General features: G+C 32.0%; 25 protein-coding genes, 1 pseudogene and 1 other annotated feature. Of the genes and pseudogenes, 2 read left to right on the forward strand and 24 right to left on the reverse strand.

The features are described from left to right. Positions 1-115 precede the first annotated feature (115 nt). The 5 genes and pseudogenes from dnaB to T473_RS0108960 all read right to left on the reverse strand — a co-directional run bounded on the left by dnaB (position 116) and on the right by T473_RS0108960 (position 5,202). Entirely contained in the window at positions 116-1,444 is a 1,329-nt protein-coding gene (gene dnaB / locus T473_RS0108940) for a replicative DNA helicase (RefSeq protein WP_024621599.1), read from the reverse strand. 17 nt (positions 1,445-1,461) lie between these two features. Continuing rightward, a pseudogene (gene rplI / locus T473_RS16585) lies at positions 1,462-1,910 on the reverse strand (50S ribosomal protein L9). After that, positions 1,911-3,905, reverse strand: a complete 1,995-nt coding sequence (locus tag T473_RS0108950; RefSeq protein ID WP_024621600.1) for a DHH family phosphoesterase — start codon at positions 3,903-3,905, stop codon at positions 1,911-1,913. 10 nt (positions 3,906-3,915) lie between these two features. Further along, complete coding sequence (locus T473_RS0108955) at positions 3,916-4,830, reverse strand: DUF2232 domain-containing protein (RefSeq protein ID WP_024621601.1); 915 nt, start codon at positions 4,828-4,830, stop codon at positions 3,916-3,918. A 51-nt stretch (positions 4,831-4,881) separates the two neighbouring features. Further along, a complete protein-coding gene (locus T473_RS0108960; protein ID WP_024621602.1) occupies positions 4,882-5,202 on the reverse strand; it encodes a MazG-like family protein in 321 nt (106 codons plus the stop codon). A gap of 360 nt (positions 5,203-5,562) precedes the next feature. Between T473_RS0108960 and T473_RS0108965 the strand changes: the two genes are divergently transcribed. Then, on the forward strand, positions 5,563-6,027 hold the full coding sequence (locus T473_RS0108965) for an S-ribosylhomocysteine lyase (RefSeq protein WP_024621603.1): 465 nt from the start codon (positions 5,563-5,565) through the stop codon (positions 6,025-6,027). Positions 6,028-6,211: 184 nt separating this feature from the next. Here T473_RS0108965 and rpsR read toward each other — a convergent pair whose 3' ends face one another. Genes rpsR through rpsF form a run of 3 tightly spaced genes read right to left on the reverse strand, consistent with a single transcriptional unit; the run spans position 6,212 to position 7,238 of the window. Further along, a complete protein-coding gene (gene rpsR, locus T473_RS0108970; protein ID WP_024621604.1) occupies positions 6,212-6,439 on the reverse strand; it encodes a 30S ribosomal protein S18 in 228 nt (75 codons plus the stop codon). A gap of 49 nt (positions 6,440-6,488) precedes the next feature. After that, complete coding sequence (locus T473_RS0108975) at positions 6,489-6,926, reverse strand: single-stranded DNA-binding protein (protein WP_024621605.1); 438 nt, start codon at positions 6,924-6,926, stop codon at positions 6,489-6,491. 33 nt (positions 6,927-6,959) lie between these two features. Beyond that, a complete protein-coding gene (gene rpsF / locus T473_RS0108980; protein ID WP_024621606.1) occupies positions 6,960-7,238 on the reverse strand; it encodes a 30S ribosomal protein S6 in 279 nt (92 codons plus the stop codon). 224 nt (positions 7,239-7,462) lie between these two features. On the opposite strand from rpsF, the gene T473_RS18295 reads away from it, so the two are divergent. Further along, the gene (locus T473_RS18295) at positions 7,463-7,651 is read left to right on the forward strand and encodes a hypothetical protein (protein ID WP_152522284.1); all 189 of its coding nucleotides are present in this window, start codon (positions 7,463-7,465) and stop codon (positions 7,649-7,651) included. 164 nt (positions 7,652-7,815) lie between these two features. Here the strand turns inward: T473_RS18295 and rplL are convergent, their stop codons facing one another. From rplL to T473_RS18860, 16 genes are all read right to left on the reverse strand, one after another. Next, positions 7,816-8,181 (reverse strand): 50S ribosomal protein L7/L12, encoded by a 366-nt coding sequence (rplL, locus tag T473_RS0108985; protein ID WP_024621607.1) that lies wholly within the window; start codon positions 8,179-8,181, stop codon positions 7,816-7,818. Between the two features lie 56 nt (positions 8,182-8,237). Next, entirely contained in the window at positions 8,238-8,741 is a 504-nt protein-coding gene (gene rplJ, locus T473_RS0108990) for a 50S ribosomal protein L10 (RefSeq protein WP_024621608.1), read from the reverse strand. A 42-nt stretch (positions 8,742-8,783) separates the two neighbouring features. Beyond that, positions 8,784-8,911 (reverse strand) — a sequence feature (ribosomal protein L10 leader region). A 50-nt stretch (positions 8,912-8,961) separates the two neighbouring features. Next, on the reverse strand, positions 8,962-9,660 hold the full coding sequence (gene rplA, locus T473_RS0108995) for a 50S ribosomal protein L1 (protein WP_024621609.1): 699 nt from the start codon (positions 9,658-9,660) through the stop codon (positions 8,962-8,964). 96 nt (positions 9,661-9,756) lie between these two features. Then, positions 9,757-10,182, reverse strand: a complete 426-nt coding sequence (gene rplK, locus T473_RS0109000; protein ID WP_024621610.1) for a 50S ribosomal protein L11 — start codon at positions 10,180-10,182, stop codon at positions 9,757-9,759. A 39-nt stretch (positions 10,183-10,221) separates the two neighbouring features. Beyond that, a complete protein-coding gene (gene nusG / locus T473_RS0109005) occupies positions 10,222-10,764 on the reverse strand; it encodes a transcription termination/antitermination protein NusG (RefSeq protein WP_024621611.1) in 543 nt (180 codons plus the stop codon). A 19-nt stretch (positions 10,765-10,783) separates the two neighbouring features. Continuing rightward, complete coding sequence (gene secE / locus T473_RS0109010; RefSeq protein WP_024621612.1) at positions 10,784-10,990, reverse strand: preprotein translocase subunit SecE; 207 nt, start codon at positions 10,988-10,990, stop codon at positions 10,784-10,786. A gap of 25 nt (positions 10,991-11,015) precedes the next feature. Next, positions 11,016-11,165: a 50S ribosomal protein L33 gene (gene rpmG, locus T473_RS0109015; RefSeq protein WP_024621613.1), complete on the reverse strand. Its 150-nt coding sequence runs from the start codon at positions 11,163-11,165 to the stop codon at positions 11,016-11,018. Between the two features lie 354 nt (positions 11,166-11,519). Next, entirely contained in the window at positions 11,520-12,713 is a 1,194-nt protein-coding gene (tuf, locus tag T473_RS0109020) for an elongation factor Tu (RefSeq protein WP_024621614.1), read from the reverse strand. Between the two features lie 72 nt (positions 12,714-12,785). Then, on the reverse strand, positions 12,786-13,433 hold the full coding sequence (gene sigH / locus T473_RS0109025) for an RNA polymerase sporulation sigma factor SigH (protein ID WP_024621615.1): 648 nt from the start codon (positions 13,431-13,433) through the stop codon (positions 12,786-12,788). A 70-nt stretch (positions 13,434-13,503) separates the two neighbouring features. Then, positions 13,504-14,043 (reverse strand): NYN domain-containing protein, encoded by a 540-nt coding sequence (locus tag T473_RS0109030; RefSeq protein WP_242825901.1) that lies wholly within the window; start codon positions 14,041-14,043, stop codon positions 13,504-13,506. Then, positions 14,033-14,764: a 23S rRNA (guanosine(2251)-2'-O)-methyltransferase RlmB gene (gene rlmB, locus T473_RS0109035; RefSeq protein WP_024621617.1), complete on the reverse strand. Its 732-nt coding sequence runs from the start codon at positions 14,762-14,764 to the stop codon at positions 14,033-14,035. Before rlmB ends, T473_RS0109030 begins: the two co-directional genes overlap by 11 nt. Positions 14,765-14,812: 48 nt before the next feature. Next, positions 14,813-15,307, reverse strand: coding sequence for a dihydrofolate reductase (locus tag T473_RS0109040; RefSeq protein WP_024621618.1), 495 nt, complete (start codon positions 15,305-15,307; stop codon positions 14,813-14,815). 12 nt (positions 15,308-15,319) lie between these two features. Next, on the reverse strand, positions 15,320-16,150 hold the full coding sequence (gene thyA, locus T473_RS0109045; protein WP_024621619.1) for a thymidylate synthase: 831 nt from the start codon (positions 16,148-16,150) through the stop codon (positions 15,320-15,322). A gap of 492 nt (positions 16,151-16,642) precedes the next feature. Further along, positions 16,643-17,008, reverse strand: a complete 366-nt coding sequence (locus T473_RS0109050) for a Mini-ribonuclease 3 (RefSeq protein ID WP_051365897.1) — start codon at positions 17,006-17,008, stop codon at positions 16,643-16,645. Positions 17,009-17,040: 32 nt separating this feature from the next. Continuing rightward, on the reverse strand, positions 17,041-18,438 hold the full coding sequence (cysS, locus tag T473_RS0109055) for a cysteine--tRNA ligase (RefSeq protein ID WP_024621621.1): 1,398 nt from the start codon (positions 18,436-18,438) through the stop codon (positions 17,041-17,043). A gap of 137 nt (positions 18,439-18,575) precedes the next feature. Continuing rightward, on the reverse strand, positions 18,576-18,728 hold the full coding sequence (locus T473_RS18860; RefSeq protein ID WP_200865886.1) for a hypothetical protein: 153 nt from the start codon (positions 18,726-18,728) through the stop codon (positions 18,576-18,578). Between the last annotated feature and the right edge of the window lie 385 nt (positions 18,729-19,113).

Here is a 19,113-nt window from a genome sequence, read left to right on the forward strand (position 1 = left end):
GTATAAACATATATCTATTTTTCAATGTTTATAGATATTTTACCGACATATATCCACATTTTTGTTGTAAAAAGAAAGGTTGTTCTGTGGACATATGTGTATATTTATCGGATTTTTAAAGATCTCTAAGCTTGTCTCCAAATCTCTGAACTTCACCTAACCATACTAGCTCAACAGCACCTGTTTCTCCATGTCTGTTTTTAGAAATGATAACTTCACATATATTCTTGCTCTCTGAATCTGAATTGTAGTACTCATCTCTGTATAAAAACATTACTATATCCGCATCCTGCTCTATAGAACCAGATTCTCTAAGATCTGAAAGCATAGGTCTGTGATCTGCCCTCTGCTCAGGAGCACGAGAAAGCTGAGATAATGCTATAACAGGACAGTTAAGCTCTTTGGCAAGTATCTTTAACGATCTTGATATCTGAGCTATCTCCTGCTGTCTACTCTCATTTTTTCCATCTCCCTCCATAAGTTGAAGGTAATCTATAAGTACTAAATCCAATCCCTGCTCGATCTTAAGTTTTCTGCATTTCGATCTAAGCTCCGATATTTTAATACCTGGTGTATCATCTATATGGATCTTAGTATCAGAAAGTACAGCCATTGCATCTATAATTCTAGGCCAATCACTATCCCCTAGTGTACCAGTCTTTATTCTTTTAAGATCAACACTAGACTGAGACGATAGCATACGCTGTACAAGCTGTTCTTTAGACATTTCAAGACTAAATACTGCTACAGACGCATTGCCCTTTATAGCGGCATTTTGAACCAGATTCAGAGAAAAAGCGGTCTTACCCATTGCAGGTCTGGCCGCTATAAGTATGAGGTCTGTTCTCTGAAATCCATTCATTTTCTTATTCAGGTCTTTAAACCCTGTTGTCACACCTGTAACATCGCTCTTGTTTGTATACAATTGTTCAATCATATCATAAGTATCCATTAAGACTTCATTTATAGGTTTGAAATCATCACTGGCTTTTTCTTGCGATATATCAAAAATCTTTTTCTCCGCTTGATCTATTACATCTTCTATCTTTATAGATTTTTCGTATCCAAGTTTAATTATATCGTTTGATGCTTTTATTAGTTTTCTTAATACAGATTTTTCTTTAACTATATCTGTATAGAATTTAACATTTGATGTGGTTGGAACTACAGTCGATAAACTAGTTATATAGCTGATTCCTCCTACATCAGTTAAGTGTCCTTTTCCTTTTAGTTCCTCGGTCAAAGTTATTATATCAATCGGTTCGCTTTTATTGCTAAGCGAGACCATACTTTCGTAAATAATCTTGTGTGCCTCTTTATAAAAATCATCTGGATTTATAATTTCTGCAACAGTAATCATTGCATCTTTATCCAGAAGTATCGATCCGAGTATTGATTGTTCGGACTCGACACTATGAGGGGGAACTCTCGTTATATCTTCCATCATATCACCTCGAGAGATTATTGCTTTTCTTTTACATCAACTCTTATATTTGTAGTTACTTTTGGGTGTATTTTTATCTCTACTTTAGTAGATCCCAAACTCTTATAGGCTCTTCTAGTACTATTTTTCTCTTATCTACATCTATATCTTTTTGCTTTTTAAGTTGCTCTGCTATGTCTTTAGAAGTTATCGATCCAAATAATCTTCCGCCTTCGCCAGCTTTTGTGTATATATCTATACTCACTTTTTCCATTTCTTTGCCTAAAAGTACAGCGTTGTCGTACTCTTGTTGAGCTCTAAACTCTTCTGATTTATTTTTTTCTTTTAGTTCTTTAACAGCTGTGCTATCTGCAGCTACAGCCATCTTTTTAGGGAACAAGAAGTTTCTCGCATATCCATCACTTACTTCTTTCATTTCCCCTTTTTTACCAGTTCCCTTAACATCTTTAAGTAATATTACTTTCATCTATTCTTCCTCCTCTAAATAATCTAGTATTATGTCTTGAACCATTTTATACGCGTCTTCTAGAGTGACATCTTTTAGCTGTGCACCAGCTATGTCCATATGTCCTCCCCCGCCTAACTTTTCCATAAGTACATGGACATTAATCTTTCCTAATGATCTAGAACTTATAAATACCTTACCATCTTTATGTCCAAGTACAAATGATGCCTCAACTTGCTTTATATTAAGCAGTTCATCTGCAACTTGAGCTACTACTATATTTATATTGCTCATCTCGGTCTCTGAGTAAGCTATACATATTCTATCATCAATTATTTTTGCATTTTGTATTGTTTCTGCTTTTACTATAAAGTCCTTTACATCTGAGTTAAAGAACTTTTTAACTTCCACAGTATCTGCTCCTACTTTCTTTAGATATGATGCAGCCTCAAATGTTCTAACACCTGTTTTAAACGAAAAGTTCTTTGTATCCAGGCTTATTCCACCTAAAAGTCCTTCCGCTGTAAGTTTATTTATATTTACATCGTCTTCCATATACTGCACCAACTCTGTAACCATCTCACACGTAGATGATACATAAATTTCGTGGAATAAAAGAACCGTATCGTTGATAAATTCCACACCTCTTCTGTGGTGATCTATCACAACAAGTTTTCTAGATATATTTAAAAGCTCCTCACACTCAGTATGATTAGGTCTATGTGTATCAACAACAACTACTAAGGTATCCTCTGTGCAATTATCTACAGCTTCCTCAGAAGTCACAAACAATCCATTGTAGTATTCAACTTCTTTAAGTTTATCTATAAATATTTCCACTGCCTCATTTTCGCTATCTAATACTATATTTGCACGCTTATCGCACGATTTACATATATCGTATATTCCAACTGCGGCTCCCATTGCGTCCATATCTGGATACTTATGCCCCATAATATATACGTTTTCACTCTGCTTGATTACCTCTCTAAGTGCGTGTCCTATAAGCCTAGACTTAACTTTTGTCTTCTTTTCTACCGCTTTTGATTTACCACCGAAGAATATAAAGTTGTCTTTTGTCTTAACAACAGCTTGATCTCCGCCTCTTCCCAGAGCTAAATCCAAAGCTCCAGTAGCTAACTCTAAATTATCCTTTAGAGAATCTCCATCCACACCGATCCCGATACTTATTGTAACTGGGAGGTTATTTCCATGGTCGATTTCCCTTATTCTATCTAGAATTGAGAATTTTTCTTCTTCTAATTTTAGTAAATCTTCTTTATAAAGTACAACCATATACTTATCTCTAGCAGTTTTTTTGATTGCACAATTATTATTAGCTTCTAAAACTCCTAGTTCTCTTTCAATGTCCATATTAATAAGGGATCTATGCTCTTCTTTAGCACTTTCAATTACTTCATTGTAACCGTCAACCTGAATCAACATCATTGCATTTTTTTCATTGTTGTAATCACTCTCAAGCTTCAGGCTATCAGTTTTATCCAGCCAATAAAGTATCATGTAGTACTTTGCACTATCCTCTTTATCGTTTTTTACTACATTATATACGATTGTATACTCTCTATCTTTGAAGCTGATGTCAGTATACATCTCTTTATTTTCATTTAAAACTTTTCTTAAATTAAGATCATTAATCAGTTCTTCTATATTCTGATTTAGAAGATCTTTAACATCCATCATTTCATAAAACTTCTTATTAAACCAAGATATATGCCCATCAAATTCAAGAATACAAAGCGGTATTGGCAAATTTAAAATCGCCTGCTTAGTTGTCTCGTCTATATTCAAAGACAGGCTCTGAATATAATCAGCCCATTCCTTTGTTCTCATTGTATTTAATCTCCAATTGTGGAAAACTAAGTACAAAAAACAAACAAAGAATGTGCCACCTATAAAAAAGTTGTAATAAATCAAAATAACGCTTAAAATTCCTATAGCTATTATATATAGATTTATCTCCGGCATATTGATCTTAAAGGTCGATCTCTTATTCATTCTCATCCTCCTAAGTGGATTTGTTACTTTTAACTTTTCTAAAATCTAATACGCAGTCAAACATACCAATAACTGTTGCCCCAAGTATCCCTGCTAAAAAAAGTACTAGCAATAATACACATACTACTAATCCATTTTTTGATAGATTCTTTATATAGTAAGCATATAAAGATATCGCTTGTATTAAGAATAATACAGCAAATGCAGAAAATAAATTAAGAATTATTAGTTCCTTATTCATTTTTAATCCAACTACATCTAATATCAGGATTGATATGTACATGAATATTAAAGCCCACACTGCATGACCTGGAAGAAAGATTTCAGTAAATTTGGCAGATTCTAATTTTTTCTTATTTATCCTATTCATAGCGAAAATACTCAAATAATAAACTATAAAGGAATACATTATATTTTGTGCTATCAACCATATTGGCATAAAGTTTAGAAAATTGTTCATAACCTCATCCGCACTAATTGATTCCATACCTTTTATATTTTTAAATATAAGATTGCCTGACTCCATATCCATTGCTTTTATTTGTTCTTCAATCATTTGAGTTATTCCAGACATAAGATCAATTTTAAATGCAAAGTGTACAATTGAAAAGTAAATTATTGTACTTATTAAAAAAATAATACTTCCCCAAAATATCGGCACAAGTTTATCAGCATTTTCATCTTTAAAACTTGTATTTATCATTTTACCTATTAATATTCCAGGTAGCATAAATGTTATACATATATTTAATGTGTATGAAATATCTACACTAACCCAAAGCATAATAAATGTAATTATCACCGCTTGTACTGTAAGCTTGACATTGTTTTTAGCTCCCACTAAAACGTAAGTTACTGCAATAAGCGGGCTAAACAAACTTAGTACTGGAATATATACAAAAATTGCTGCTAATGCAATGGTCAAAAAACTACACCGAGTAGTTGAGATGGCCTAATCTTTATCTCCAATTCAGAATCACTCCCTATTGTCTAAATGTTTCTCTAGATTGGTAAGATCTCCATACCATCTTTCAACACTATGATCTTCTTCTTTACCTATTTTTATTTTTTCTTTCACTTTATAATCAACATCTTTAAAACTAATACCTAGTCTCTTTGCCAAAAGATACGTAATCATAATTATATTAGCAAGCGTATCTTGAATAGCTTCATCTAGTGGCTTTACTCCTTTGAAAAGCAAGTTGAATAGATCACTCACACTCATTAAAATTTCCGTCTTCATCCATTCAATTATCTTAATGTTTCTAGTTATCTCAGAACCTTTATCTACTCTCACAAATCAGCCCTCCTTAATAAATATTATTATAACATAAATCATAATTTATTTAAGTATATATAGGAAAAAACGGCTCCACTGACTTAATTTTAGGTAAATAAATTTAAGTTAATTTATGACAAAAAAAGACTCTATTTTAAATTTAATTAAATATATTCTTACGTGATAGAGATTTGATAGTCCAATTAAAATGTTGTTTTGCTCCAAGACAATCTTTCTAAAATAAAAAATACCTTAATTATAGCTTTATGTATTGGAGTTGTCTTGAAATTAGATATATGCTAATATTAAAATAAATTAAAAAATATAATATTTATAATACAAAATAAATCTTAGCATTTTAAGATAGGAGAATATAAAATGGAAAAAATAGCTAGTTTCGTTGTTGACCACAGATATATAGATCCCGGTGTATATATCTCTCGTATTGATGGCGATATTACAACATACGATTTAAGAACACGTAAACCAAATACAAATGACTTAATGAGCAATTCTGTAATGCATTCAGCTGAACATTTATTTGCTACATTTGTAAGAAATTCTGAATTAAAGGATGATGTAATCTATTTTGGCCCTATGGGATGCCAAACAGGGTACTACTTACTTGTAAGAAATGCAAACCATGCTAAAGTAATAAATCTAATAAAAAAAGTGATTGAAGATATTATATCATATCAAGGTGAGATGCCTGGTATGAGCGAAATAGAATGTGGTAATTACGCTAATCTCAATGTAGATCTTGCCAAGGAAGATTTAAGAAATTACTATGATAAAATTAAAGACATAACTGAAGAAGATTTAAAATATCCAGAAGCTAAATAAAATATTCAATATTTTCGGCTTTAATATTTCTACGATCAAAACTGAGTATTCTCAATGCAGAGTACTCTTTTTTATTTATATAGTTTTTTCGCATCATACAGAAAACTATTTTAAATACGAAATTTGAGTCAACTATACAACAAACCTTTATTATATAAAAAAAGATGGGCGATTGCCCATCCTCTTAGTCTAATGTATATGGTAAAAGAGCTATGTTTCTAGATCTTTTTATTGCTACAGTTAACTCTCTTTGGTGCTTAGCACATGTTCCTGAAATTCTTCTTGGTAATATTTTACCTCTTTCAGTTATATACTTAGTCAATCTTTGAGAATTTTTGTAATCTATTTTAGCGTTTTTATCAGCACAGAACTGACAAACTCTTTTTTTCTTACGTCTTTTTTTATTCATCATGACTGGTTTCCTCCTTTTCTATTAAAAATGGTCCATCTAAAACTCTTTTTTAGAATGGTATGTCGTCATCGTCTATAGCTTGGAAACCTTGAGGATCAAGTCCCTGTGGCTCAAAGCTAGGCTCAAACTTTTGAGAATCATCTCCGAATGAATTCTCAGATTTATTTTTATTACTATCTAAAGCTTGTACAGATCTAGTACTTACTTTAGTAAAAGTTCTTTTTTCGCCTGATTGGTTTTGATAATTATCAACCCTTATTGAACCTTGTAGCGATACTAGTCTTCCCTTAGTAATATAGTTAGCGCAGAATTCTGCAGCTTTTCCCATAACTTCTATAGGTATAAAATCTGTATCTCTAGAACCATCTTTCTTTACAAAGTCTCTATCTATTGCAATTGTGAAAGTGGCTACTGGTGTTCCTGTTCCTGGGATATATCTCAACTCAGGGTCTCTCGTAAGTCTTCCAACTAAGGTCACGTTATTCATAAAAACACCACCTATTCATAATAAAACTAGCTATTAAGCAACAACTATCATATGTCTTATTACGTTTTCGTTTATCTTTAAGTTTCTGTCGATTTCTTTAGGAACATCAACACCTGATTTAAAGTTAACTAATACATAGTAACCTTCAGTAAGTTTTTGTATTGGGTAAGCTAATTTCTTATTTCCCCAAGTATCAATTTTAACAACTTCACCATCAGTTCCTATAACGTCTTTAACTTTGTTAAGTACAGTCTCTTTTACCTCTTCTTCAGAGTTTGACTTTACTACATAAATTAATTCATAATCTCTCACTTATTTCACCTCCCTTTGGACTAACGGCTCTAAAATTTATTTAGAGCAGAGAAATGAGACATATTTAGTCTCATACCCAACTATTTTACCATTAATTTATTGAGGTGTCAATTATTTTTCATTTTAAACTATCCTTCTATCACATCAATATAGTATAATTTAAACTAACCGAATAAATATACTGTCTAATTAAATTATTAATATCTACTAGTATTAAATCGTCCTTGTTACCATTTAAAGCTCTTGCTTCTTCTCTTATGATAGTTGCTGCTTCATATCTATCTGATCCGCCTAATCTGCTTACTTTACTTACTCAATCATTGGCTAGAGGGATTAACTATACAATCTCTTGGACTACATCCGTAAAAGTTCCAGGTACATTACATGGAAGTGGTATAATTACTGTATATTAATTTTTAAAGCTAAAATCAATACGACATTGGAGATATAAGAATAAATAATAATCAAAAATTTCAAGAAAAATACAAAATTAAAAGAGGTTGTCTCAAAACCGATTTTATCAATCAGTTTTGGGACAACCTCTATATACTGTTTAAGTAAAGTTGTTTAAGTAAAATTACTTAACTTCTACTTTAGCTCCAGCAGCTTCTAATTTTTCTTTTATTTCATCAGACTCTTCTTTAGTAGCAGCTTCTTTTACTGCTTTAGGAGCATTGTCAACTAATTCTTTAGCTTCTTTTAATCCTAGTCCAGTTACTTCTCTAACAGCTTTGATAACTCCAACTTTTGAAGCTCCAATTTCTGCTAATATAACATCGAACTCAGTTTGCTCTGCAGCACCAGCAGCAGCACCAGCATCACCAGCTACCATTACTGGAGCAGATGCAGATACACCGAATTTTTCTTCTGCAGCTTTAACTAATTCATTTAATTCTAAAACTTTCATGTTCTCTATAGCTTCTAATATTTGTTCTATTGTCATTTTTCGCACCTCCGAAATTATTTTCTTTTATTTATTCTTTATTTTTTAACTTGCTATTAAGCTTCTTGTTCTTCTGCTTTTTTTGCTATTGCATCTACTAAGTATGCAAAGTTTGAAACTGGAGCTTTTAAGCTGCCAAGTAATTTTGCGATAAGAACTTCTCTTGATGGTATACTTGCAAGAGCTTCAATTTGAGACTCATTGTAGAATTCACCTTCAACAACACCCATTTTTAATTCCAATTTAGGATGGTTATCTATAAAGTTTTTTAATATTCTAGCTGGAGCAACTGGATCTTCATATCCAAATGCTATTGCATTAGCACCAACTAATAATTCATCATTAAACTCATTTATTCCAACTTCTTGTGCTGCTCTTCTTACTAAAGTATTTTTGTATACTTTGTAGTCTATACCAGCTTCTCTCATTTGCTTTCTAAGCTCAGTTACCTCTTCAACTGTTAACCCTCTGTAGTCAACAACTATTGTAGATGTAGCTTTGTTAAGTTTTTCAACTATCTCAGCTACAACACCTGATTTAACTTCTATAGCTTTATTCATATAAACGTGCACCTCCTTTATCAATTTGAGACTAGTTTTCACCGTAAAACCGAAAAAGCTTTTGTTGTCATTGTAGACACCAAAAGCTTTAGCATAATAATTTATCTAAAAACCTCGGTGGGAAATTAAGCTAATGCACCCACTGTCTACGGTAAATCTATTCTATATTTGATTGACAAATATTATATTAACACTTTTGACAAGCGTCGTCAAGCATTAATTACTCTGCTGATTTAGTAGTATTTACCTTTACTCCAGGTCCCATTGTAGAAGTTACTGTAACACTTCTTAAATATTGACCTTTTGCAGCTGATGGCTTAGCTTTTACTATTGCATCCATAAGAGCAGCATAGTTTTCTTTTAATTTTTCTCCACCAAATGATACTTTTCCTATTGGAACGTGTATTATGTTAGTTTTGTCTAATCTGTATTCAACTTTACCAGCTTTTATTTCATCTATAGCTTTAGCTACATCAAATGTAACAGTTCCTGATTTAGGGTTTGGCATTAAACCTTTTGGTCCAAGTACTCTACCTAATCTACCAACTACACCCATCATGTCTGGAGTAGCAACAACTATATCAAAATCAAACCAACCTTCACCTTGTATTTTTTGAACTAATTCTTCAGCTCCTACAAAGTCTGCTCCAGCTTCTTGAGCTTCTTTAGCTTTTTCACCTTTAGCAAAAACTAAAACTTTTTTAGTTTTACCAGTACCGTGTGGAAGCACAACAGCACCTCTTACTTGTTGGTCTGCGTGTCTTGAGTCAACACCTAATTTAATATGAGCTTCAACAGTCTCATCAAATTTAGCTCCTGCTATATCAGTAACTAAAGTTAACGCTTCTGAAGCATCATAGAATTTTTGTCTATCTACTTTTTCTAAAGCTCCTGAATATCTTTTACCTTTTTTTGCCATTTTATTTTCCTCCTTGTGGTTAATATTCGGTTTTTTAAAACCTCCCACTGATTTAAAGCGAAATCTTTAATATTAATTATATAATATCATTTAATATTAGTCTATTACTTCAACACCCATGCTTCTAGCAGTTCCAGCAACCATTCTCATAGCAGCTTCTACTGATGCAGCATTTAAGTCAGGCATTTTTAACTCAGCAATCTCTTTAAGTTGAGCTTGAGTTATTTTAGCAACTTTCTTCTTGTTTGGTTCCCCAGATGCAGTTTTTAAGTTTAATGCTTTCTTTATTAGCACTGCTGCTGGTGGAGTTTTTGTTATAAAACTGAATGATCTATCTTGATACACAGTTATAACAACTGGTATTATCATACCAGCTTGATCTGCAGTTTTAGCATTGAATTCCTTTGTGAATCCCATTATATTAACACCATGTTGCCCTAATGCTGGTCCAACTGGTGGTGCTGGTGTAGCCTTTCCTGCAGGTATTTGTAATTTAATTTGACCTATAACTTTTTTAGCCATTTTAGCGCACCTCCTCTAAATCTCTCTATAAAATAAGTATTAGATTTTCTCTATACCTTCAACATCCATTGTAAATGGTGTTTGCTTACCAAATGCATTAATAGATACTTTAACTTCTTTTTTCTCTATATTAATGTCTTCAACATTTCCAATTTGTCCCTTAAAAGGCCCTGAGGCAATTCTTATTGTATCTCCAATTTCTAAATCAATCTCTCCATCCACTATCTTAGGAGTATTGATATCTATTCCCATTGATCTAACCTCTTCCTCACTTAGCGGAACTGGCTTAGATCCTGGACCAACGAATCCAGTAACACCTTTTGTATTTCTAACAACATACCATGATTCATCAGTTATTACCATTTTGACTAATACATAGCTCGGGTATACTTTACGTTGTCTAATTTTTTCTTTTCCAGTTTTTGTAGTTTCAACTACATCTTCAGTGGGAACAACTACTTGTGTGATGCAATCTTCCATTCCCCTTGTCTTAACAGCCTTTTCGATAGTTGCTTTGACTTTGTTTTCATGTCCCGAATAAGTATGAACTACATACCAACTTTCTTTTTGTAACTCTGACATTTTGTCCACCTCTTTTCGACTATTTTACTATAAGTGATAGAAGCCATGATAAACCAGTATCTAGCCCCCAAACTATAATAGTAAATGAAACAACTACAGCTAAAACTATCCCAGTGTTTTTAAATAATTCTTTTCCTGTAGGCCATGTAACTCTTTTAAGTTCTTGACGGGTTTCTTTTAGATATCTAAACAAACTGAATCTTTTCTTTTTTATTTCTTCAGTCACTCCAAACTCACATCCTTATAAAAACCTATTTTGTTTCCTTATGAGCTGTATGTTTTTTGCAGAATCTACAATATTTTTGTAGCTCTATTCTGTCTGGGTTATTTTTCTTGTTTTTAGTAGTGTTATAGTTTCTTTGCTTACACTCTGAACACGCTAATGTTATCTTAACTCTCATGACACACCTCCACTTTGTTATACAATAGTATATATATATTGAATATAATATCCTCAAACTACGCATTTAAAAAAACACACAATTCAAGATATTATTACCTTCCATAATCATTACCTTGTATAAGTTACCACATTTTTATATGAAAGTCAACAGAAATTAAAGCTCAATATTAAAAAAAGAGGAGTTAAAACTCCTCTTTGAATATTTTTTGTTATAATCTGGAAAGTCTGTTATCACTGGATATCAGAGCATTTAAACAACGACTCTATTCTTAATATTTAAAAACCCAGTTGCCTTATTATCTGATTAGCATATTGGCTTATAAATAGTCAATAGTACACTATTACTAAATTATTATTCTAGTATAGAAACAACAACTCCTGAAGCAACAGTTCTTCCACCTTCTCTTATCGCGAATCTTTGTCCTTCTTCTACCGCGATTGAGTTGATTAAGTCTACTTCCATTGTTACGTTATCTCCTGGCATAACCATCTCTATTCCATCTGGTAATTTGCAAGCACCTGTTACATCTGTTGTTCTTAGGTAAAATTGCGGTCTGTATCCATCAAAGAATGGAGTATGTCTTCCACCCTCTTCTTTTTTAAGAACGTATACTTCTGCAGTAAACTTAGTGTGAGCTTTCACAGAACCAGTTTTACAAAGAACTTGCCCTCTTTCTATCTCATCTCTTTGGATTCCTCTTAAAAGAGCTCCTATGTTATCTCCAGCTTGAGCTTGGTCTAGTAATTTTCTAAACATCTCTACTCCAGTTACAACTAACTTTCTTGGAGCTTCTGAAAGACCTACTAAATCTACTTCATCTTGAACTTTAAGTATTCCTCTTTCAACTCTACCTGTAGCAACTGTACCTCTACCTGTTATAGAGAATACATCCTCAACTGGCATTAAAAAGTCTTTATCTATATCTCTTTCAGGAGCTGGTATATACTCATCTATTTGTTCAAATAATTCAATTATTCTGTCTCCCCATGCGCTTGAAGTGTCTTCTAAAGCCATTAGAGCAGAACCTTTAACTATTGGAGTATCGTCTCCTGGGAAGTCGTATTCAGTTAATAAGTCTCTAACTTCCATTTCAACTAACTCAAGCAACTCTTCATCATCTACCATGTCGCATTTGTTTAAGAATACAACGATGTATGGTACACCAACTTGTCTTGAAAGTACTATATGCTCTCTTGTTTGAGGCATTGGACCGTCTGTTGCAGAAACAACTAGTATAGCACCATCCATTTGAGCTGCTCCTGTGATCATGTTTTTAACATAGTCAGCATGTCCTGGGCAGTCAACGTGAGCGTAGTGTCTGTTCGGTGTTTCGTACTCAACGTGAGTTGTAGATATAGTGATACCTCTTTCTCTTTCCTCTGGAGCCTTGTCTATATTCGCAAAGTCTACTGCTTCTCCTAAGTTGTATCTATCATGTAGTGTTTTAGTGATAGCTGCAGTTAAAGTAGTTTTACCATGGTCAACATGACCTATAGTTCCTATATTAACATGGGGCTTAGTTCTTTCGTATTTAGATTTAGCCATTTTACTTTCCTCCCTATTATATTTGATATATTTAAAAACTTTATTTTAGTCCTTATGGTAAATATTCTACTATTAATCATTATTGTTTTCAAGATGTTTTTCCAATTTTCTCTTTACCCTCTGAAGGGCGTTGTCAATCGATTTCACATCCCTATCGAGTCTATCCGCGATATACTGATACGATTTTCCATTTAGATATAATTCTAGTACTTTTTGCTCTAATTCGCTCAGTAATTCATTCATTTTTGATTCTATATTTTTTATTTCTTCTTTACTAATAATAAGTTCTTCGGGATCAGTCACCATACTAGTGGTTATTATATCCAAAAGCGTACGGTCTGACTCCTCATCGTAAATTGGTTTGTTTAGTGATATGTACGAATTCAAAGGTATATGTTTCTGTCTTGTGGCTGTTTTAATCGCAGTGATGATCTGTCTAGTTATACAAATGTCGGCAAAACACTTAAAGGAATTTGTCTTTGTTCCATCAAAATCTCTGATAGCTTTGTAAAGACCTATCATTCCTTCCTGTATAATATCTTCTTTATCGGCACCGATTAAAAAATAAGACTTTGCTTTAGCCTTTACAAAATTCTTGTACTTAGAAATAAGGTACTCTAGTGCGATCTTGTCTCCTCCACTCGCTTTTATGACCAAGTTGTAATCATCAATCTGTGAAGCACTCATTTCTTCAAAACTTTTTTCTTTTGCTACTAACATGTATATCTCCCCCATATAAAAACAAAATAAACAATCATAGCTATATTATAGTCTAAAGAATCCAGTAATTTCAACGCTTTTTACGAATGTTCTCAAGTTTCGACAATATTTCCTTATCTAACCTTTCATCCAATCTATTTCGATCAATTTTTTTACCAAATACAACATTTTTTTCTCTAATTTTCACTTTAGAATTGTCAATATCGAGCCTTAATTCTCGGGCGGAAACTCTAGCTGCTCCCTTACCCAAAATAATTTGTTGCTCTGCGTAATCATTTGTTACTACTTTTACATCATCATACTCAGATAGCGTAGTGATAAATTTCTCAATATAGCTATCTGCAGTTTGATGTTCTTTTGTATAAACCACTGTTATATGTTCTCGTTTTTCTACTTTTTCACGAGAATTCTTTACGTTGTAAGCATCAAATACTATTATTGCCTTGTATCCACTAAATTCTGCATACTCAATAACTTCATCTATAAGCTTCTCTCTAGAGTCTTCTAGATCTTCTCTTGCCAACGCTCTTAAATCTTCCCATGCGTTAATAATATTGTAACCATCTATTATTAAATACTGGGTTTTCTTTCTCAGTGTTCTATTTGCCAATTCTTTGCTTTAGCACCTCGTAAAGGACAATACTTCCTGCTACCGAAGCATTCAGAGATGTAACATTTCCTACCATCGGCATTTTAACTTTAAAATCGCAGTTTTCCTTTACTAGCCTAGATATACCATAGCCCTCACTACCAATAACTAGCCCTAAAGGTCCTTTCATATTTTGTTCGTAGAAAACATCTCCATCCATATCGACAGCTGCAATCCACAGACCTTCATCTTTAAGCTTTTTAATAGTGTTAACTATATTGGTTACTTTACAAACTGGCACGTATTCAATGGCTCCAGCAGAAGCTTTTATAACCACTGGAGTGATATGAACTGATCTTCTCTTTGGTATAATAACTCCATGTGCGCCAACTGCGTCGGCTGTTCTTATTATAGATCCTAAGTTATGTGGATCGTTTATTTCATCTAATATTATAAAGAACGGATCTTCATCCTTTGATTTAACATCTTGTAAAACTTCATCTAAATCAGCGTACTTGTACTCGCTTACCTGAGCTATAACACCTTGGTGTGCATGACTCTCACCTATTTCATCTAGCTTTTGTTTTTCTACATATTGAATTACTAAATTCTTTTCTTTCGCCATACCAATTATTTTTTTGATAGACCCCTCTTTTGCTGAATTCGCTATCATTATTTTATCTATTTCCCTATTATTTTTTATTGCCTCAATAACGGGATTTCTACCTTCAACAAATGCCAAAAGCTTCACCTCCTATTTTTAATTACTAGTATCGAAACTATTTATATTTTATAGATTATTATTCTTATATGTTGTAAAAACATACTCTATATCTTTGTGCTGTTGTTTTTCGCTCTCATATATCATTTCCCAATTTGAATCTTGATCTATTCTCGGGAAGAACTTGTCCGCATCATTTACACTGCTGTTCTTAGTTATATACGCTTCTTTACAATAAGGTAAAAGTTGCTTGTAAATCATTTCCCCACCAATAATGTATACTTCGTCTTCACTGTACTTTGTAACCTCTTTAAGAACTTCTTCTACCGAGTTTAAAACAATAACTCCATCATTTTGAAACGACTTGTTCTTCGTTAATACTATATTAGTTCTATCTTTTAAAGGTTGCTTTCCTGGAAGAGAATCAAAAGTAGTTCTACCCATTACAACTACATTTCCAATTGTATTTTCTTTAAAAAATTTCATATCTGCTGGAATGAACTGAAGTAAATCACCATCATTTCCTATTCCCCAGTTTTTATCTACATTTACTATAGCCTTCATATATCCTACCTCCTATATAGCAACAGGTATTTTCTTTATTTGTTCATGAGTTTCGTAACCTTCTAAAACAAAATCTTCTACTTTAAAATCATAGAAATCTTTAACATCCGGATTTATTTTAAGCTTTGGGGCTTTAAATGGCTCTCTGCTAATAAGTTCTTCTACTAATGGTATATGTCTATCGTAAATATGAGCATCTGCTATAACATGTACAAATTCTCCAACTTCAAATCCAGTAACTTGTGCTAACATGTGAACAAGTATCGCATACTGAGATACATTCCAGTTATTGGCTACTAAAACATCGTTTGATCTTTGGTTTAATATAGCATTAAGCTTATTCCCAGTAACATTAAAAGTCATGCTGTATGCACATGGATAAAGATTCATAGCATGTAGATCGTCATGATTGTACATATTTACTATTATTCTTCTACTGTAAGGGTTATTTTTTAGATCGTATATAACTCTATCTATTTGATCGAATTCGCCCTCTTTGTACTTGTGTTTTTGCGCTATTTGATAACCGTAAGCTTTACCTATAGTTCCTTCTTCGTCCGCCCAAGAATTCCATATTTTACTGTTTAAATCTTTTATATTGTTAGACTTTCTTTGCCATATCCAAAGAAGTTCATCTATAGCTGCCTTTAAATTTGTAGGTCTAAGTGTAAGTATAGGAAACTCCTCAGATAAATCATATCTATTTACAACACAGAATTTTTTTACTGTATGAGCTTCCGCTCCATCAAGCCACTTTGCTCTTACTTCTTGTCCTTGTGATGATACCCCTTTTTCTAAAATATCTTTACACATATTTATAAAAATATTATCTGTTTTACTCAAAATGAAACCCTCTTTCTTCTTTAGTTTTGTGATAGTTTTTTATTATAAAAATTTTATTCTATTCGAAAAACAATTCCTTATCACTTGAATTTTTCATTGATTATATTATACATTAATTCAAAGATTTTGTCGCTGTACTCTAGGTTACATAAATGTTAAATAGACTTTATTTACTAGATTTGAATAACAAATAAATTTAATTTATTGTGAAATTTGAATTTTAAATACACTTGATTATGCTGAGATTATCTCCTTAAATTTAACATCCAAGTAAAAGTAAGTTAAAAGTTATACTACTCTTTTCTGAAAATAAGTAAATTAAATAAGCATTCGAACAATTACTGCTCGAATGCTTATGAAAAAAATTAACATATAGTTTTATGCAACAGCTAATTTAAATAACTTTGTTTCTTATTAATATCATTTAATTTCTTGTTTAATTAGACCCTATTTATACTGTTTCAGTCTATTAAAGTCAAATTATAATTTATACTATTTTTCAATAAAATTGATACTTTTATTAATTAGGTATTGTAACCTATCCATCTGTTTATCCAGATATAGATAACCAATAAGAGCTTCAAACCCTGTTGCGTGTTTGTAGTCTATTATATCACCATTCTTAGGAGATGTATTAGACTTTTGATTTCTTCCTCTTTTGTAAATTCTATGCTCATCTTCAGTTAATTCATCCTCGATACAATGGATTATATCCGCTTGAGCCTTTGCCTTTACATAATTTATAGCCAATTTATGAAGATCATTAACTTTTTTATTCTTGTTGCACTTAATTAAGTGATCTCTTATATATGTTTCATATACTGTGTCTCCAATATAAGCAAGTACTAATGGAGACATAGTTATAAGGTCACTTTTTCCTAAGATACTTTCTATACTCTTTTCCACTGTACACCTTGTCTAGTGTCTTCAAGCACTATACCTTTATCTAAAAGTTCTTGTCTTATCTGATCCGCTAATTCAAACTGCTTGTTTTTCTTAGCTTCGGTTCTTTTATTGATTAGATCTTCAATTTCATCATCTAGAACTTCATCTTTTTTCTTATTAACTATATTTATTACTCTTGTAAGCTCTTCAAATAAAGCTAAAGACTTCTCTACAAACTCTTTTGATGAGTTTTCATTTACATGAGTATTTATAAATTTTGCTAATTCAAATATTATACTTACAGCATCTGCAGTATTTAAATCATCATCCATAGCTTCTATATATTTAGCTTTGTATTTATCTAACTCTGGCAGTAATGCGCTCTCTGTGTCGCTTAAAACAGCATCAGTTATATTAGATAGAGTAAACTCTAGTTTATTTTTAGTGTTGTAAAGTCTCTCAAGTCCAGCTTTTGCTTGATTAAGCATTTCATCACTAAAGTTAACTGGATTTCTGTAGTGAGCAGATAGCATAAAGAATCTAACTATCTCTAAATCGTAAAGTTTAGATATATCCCTTACTGTAAAGAAATTCCCTTTAGATTTACTCATTTTCTCATTGTTTATATTTATATATCCATTGTGCATCCAGTACTTAGCAAATGGCTTTCCACTTCTAGCTTCACTTTGAGCTATTTCGTTCTCATGGTGAGGGAATGTTAAATCTTGACCTCCCGCATGTACATCTATAGTTTCACCTAAGTATCTCTTAGACATCACAGAACACTCTATATGCCATCCAGGTCTTCCTTCTCCCCATGGACTATCCCATCCAGGTTCATTCTCTTTTTTTGCTTTCCAAAGAACAAAGTCCATTGGATTATTCTTTTTATCGTTTATTTCTATTCTTGCACCAGCTTCTAGCTCTTCTTGATTTTGCTTAGAAAGCTTTCCGTATTCATTGAATTTTTTTGTATCAAAGTATACATCGCCCTCTGATGCGTATGCAAATCCTTTATTTTCTAAATCTTTAATAAAATCTATGATTTGCTCGATATTCTCAGTCACTCTTGGGTGTACATCCGCTCTTTTTATACCTAAACCATCGCAATCAATAAAATATTCCTTTATATATTTATCAGCAACTTCAGTAGGAGTTATCCCTTCCTCAATGCTTCTCTTTATAATTTTATCGTCAACATCTGTAAAGTTCTGAACGTAAGTTACATCATATCCTCTGTACTCAAGGTATCTTCTAAAAGTATCAAATATTATAAAAGGTCTTGCGTTACCTATATGGATAAAATTGTAAACAGTAGGCCCACAAACGTACATTTTTACCTTTCCTTCTTCTAACGGCACAAATTCTTCTTTTGACTTACTTAACGTATTATATACCTTCACACTAATCACCTCACAAGTATTTATTTTAATTATTATTAATTATCATATTATTATATTATAAGTTAAAATCTGTATAAATAATAGTATTACTACTACTTTTTAGCTTATACACAAATAATAGTAATACTAGCATTTATTTATTCCTCTAGAAATGAAACCTTTTGCGCTGAACATTTTTCATAAGTATCTTGAGAAATAAGTTCCTCATCTTTTAAATCATCCAAAATCGTTAAATACTCACTACAAAGTTCTTGTAACTCCTTTTTTATTTCATCCATGCTACTATACATATTAATTACCCCCTATAATTAAATAAAAACAACAACAGTACTATTTTTTATGAATTCATCAAATGCAAAAGGTCAACTCTAATAAAATACTTTTAAGCCCCCACTTAATATGTTTATTACAAAACAAGTATTTTATGTCTGCATAATATATTAAATTTATTCTGCCAAACTCCTTCAGGTAGTTATTTAAACATATTCGGTTATTTATGATAAAATTTAATAAAGAATTACAATAAAATTATTTAAAACATATCTTACTTCAATTTAATTTATTGTAAATGATAAGATATTGTTGATTTTTCTTAAAAGCTATCTAGTTTTTATTTGTAATTTTTTTATCGACACGCAGATTTTTTAATCAACAAGATGTAAAAGTCAACTTTTA

Origin of the sequence: Clostridioides mangenotii TR (assembly GCF_000498755.1) — a bacterium.
GTDB lineage: Bacteria > Bacillota > Clostridia > Peptostreptococcales > Peptostreptococcaceae > Metaclostridioides > Metaclostridioides mangenotii_A.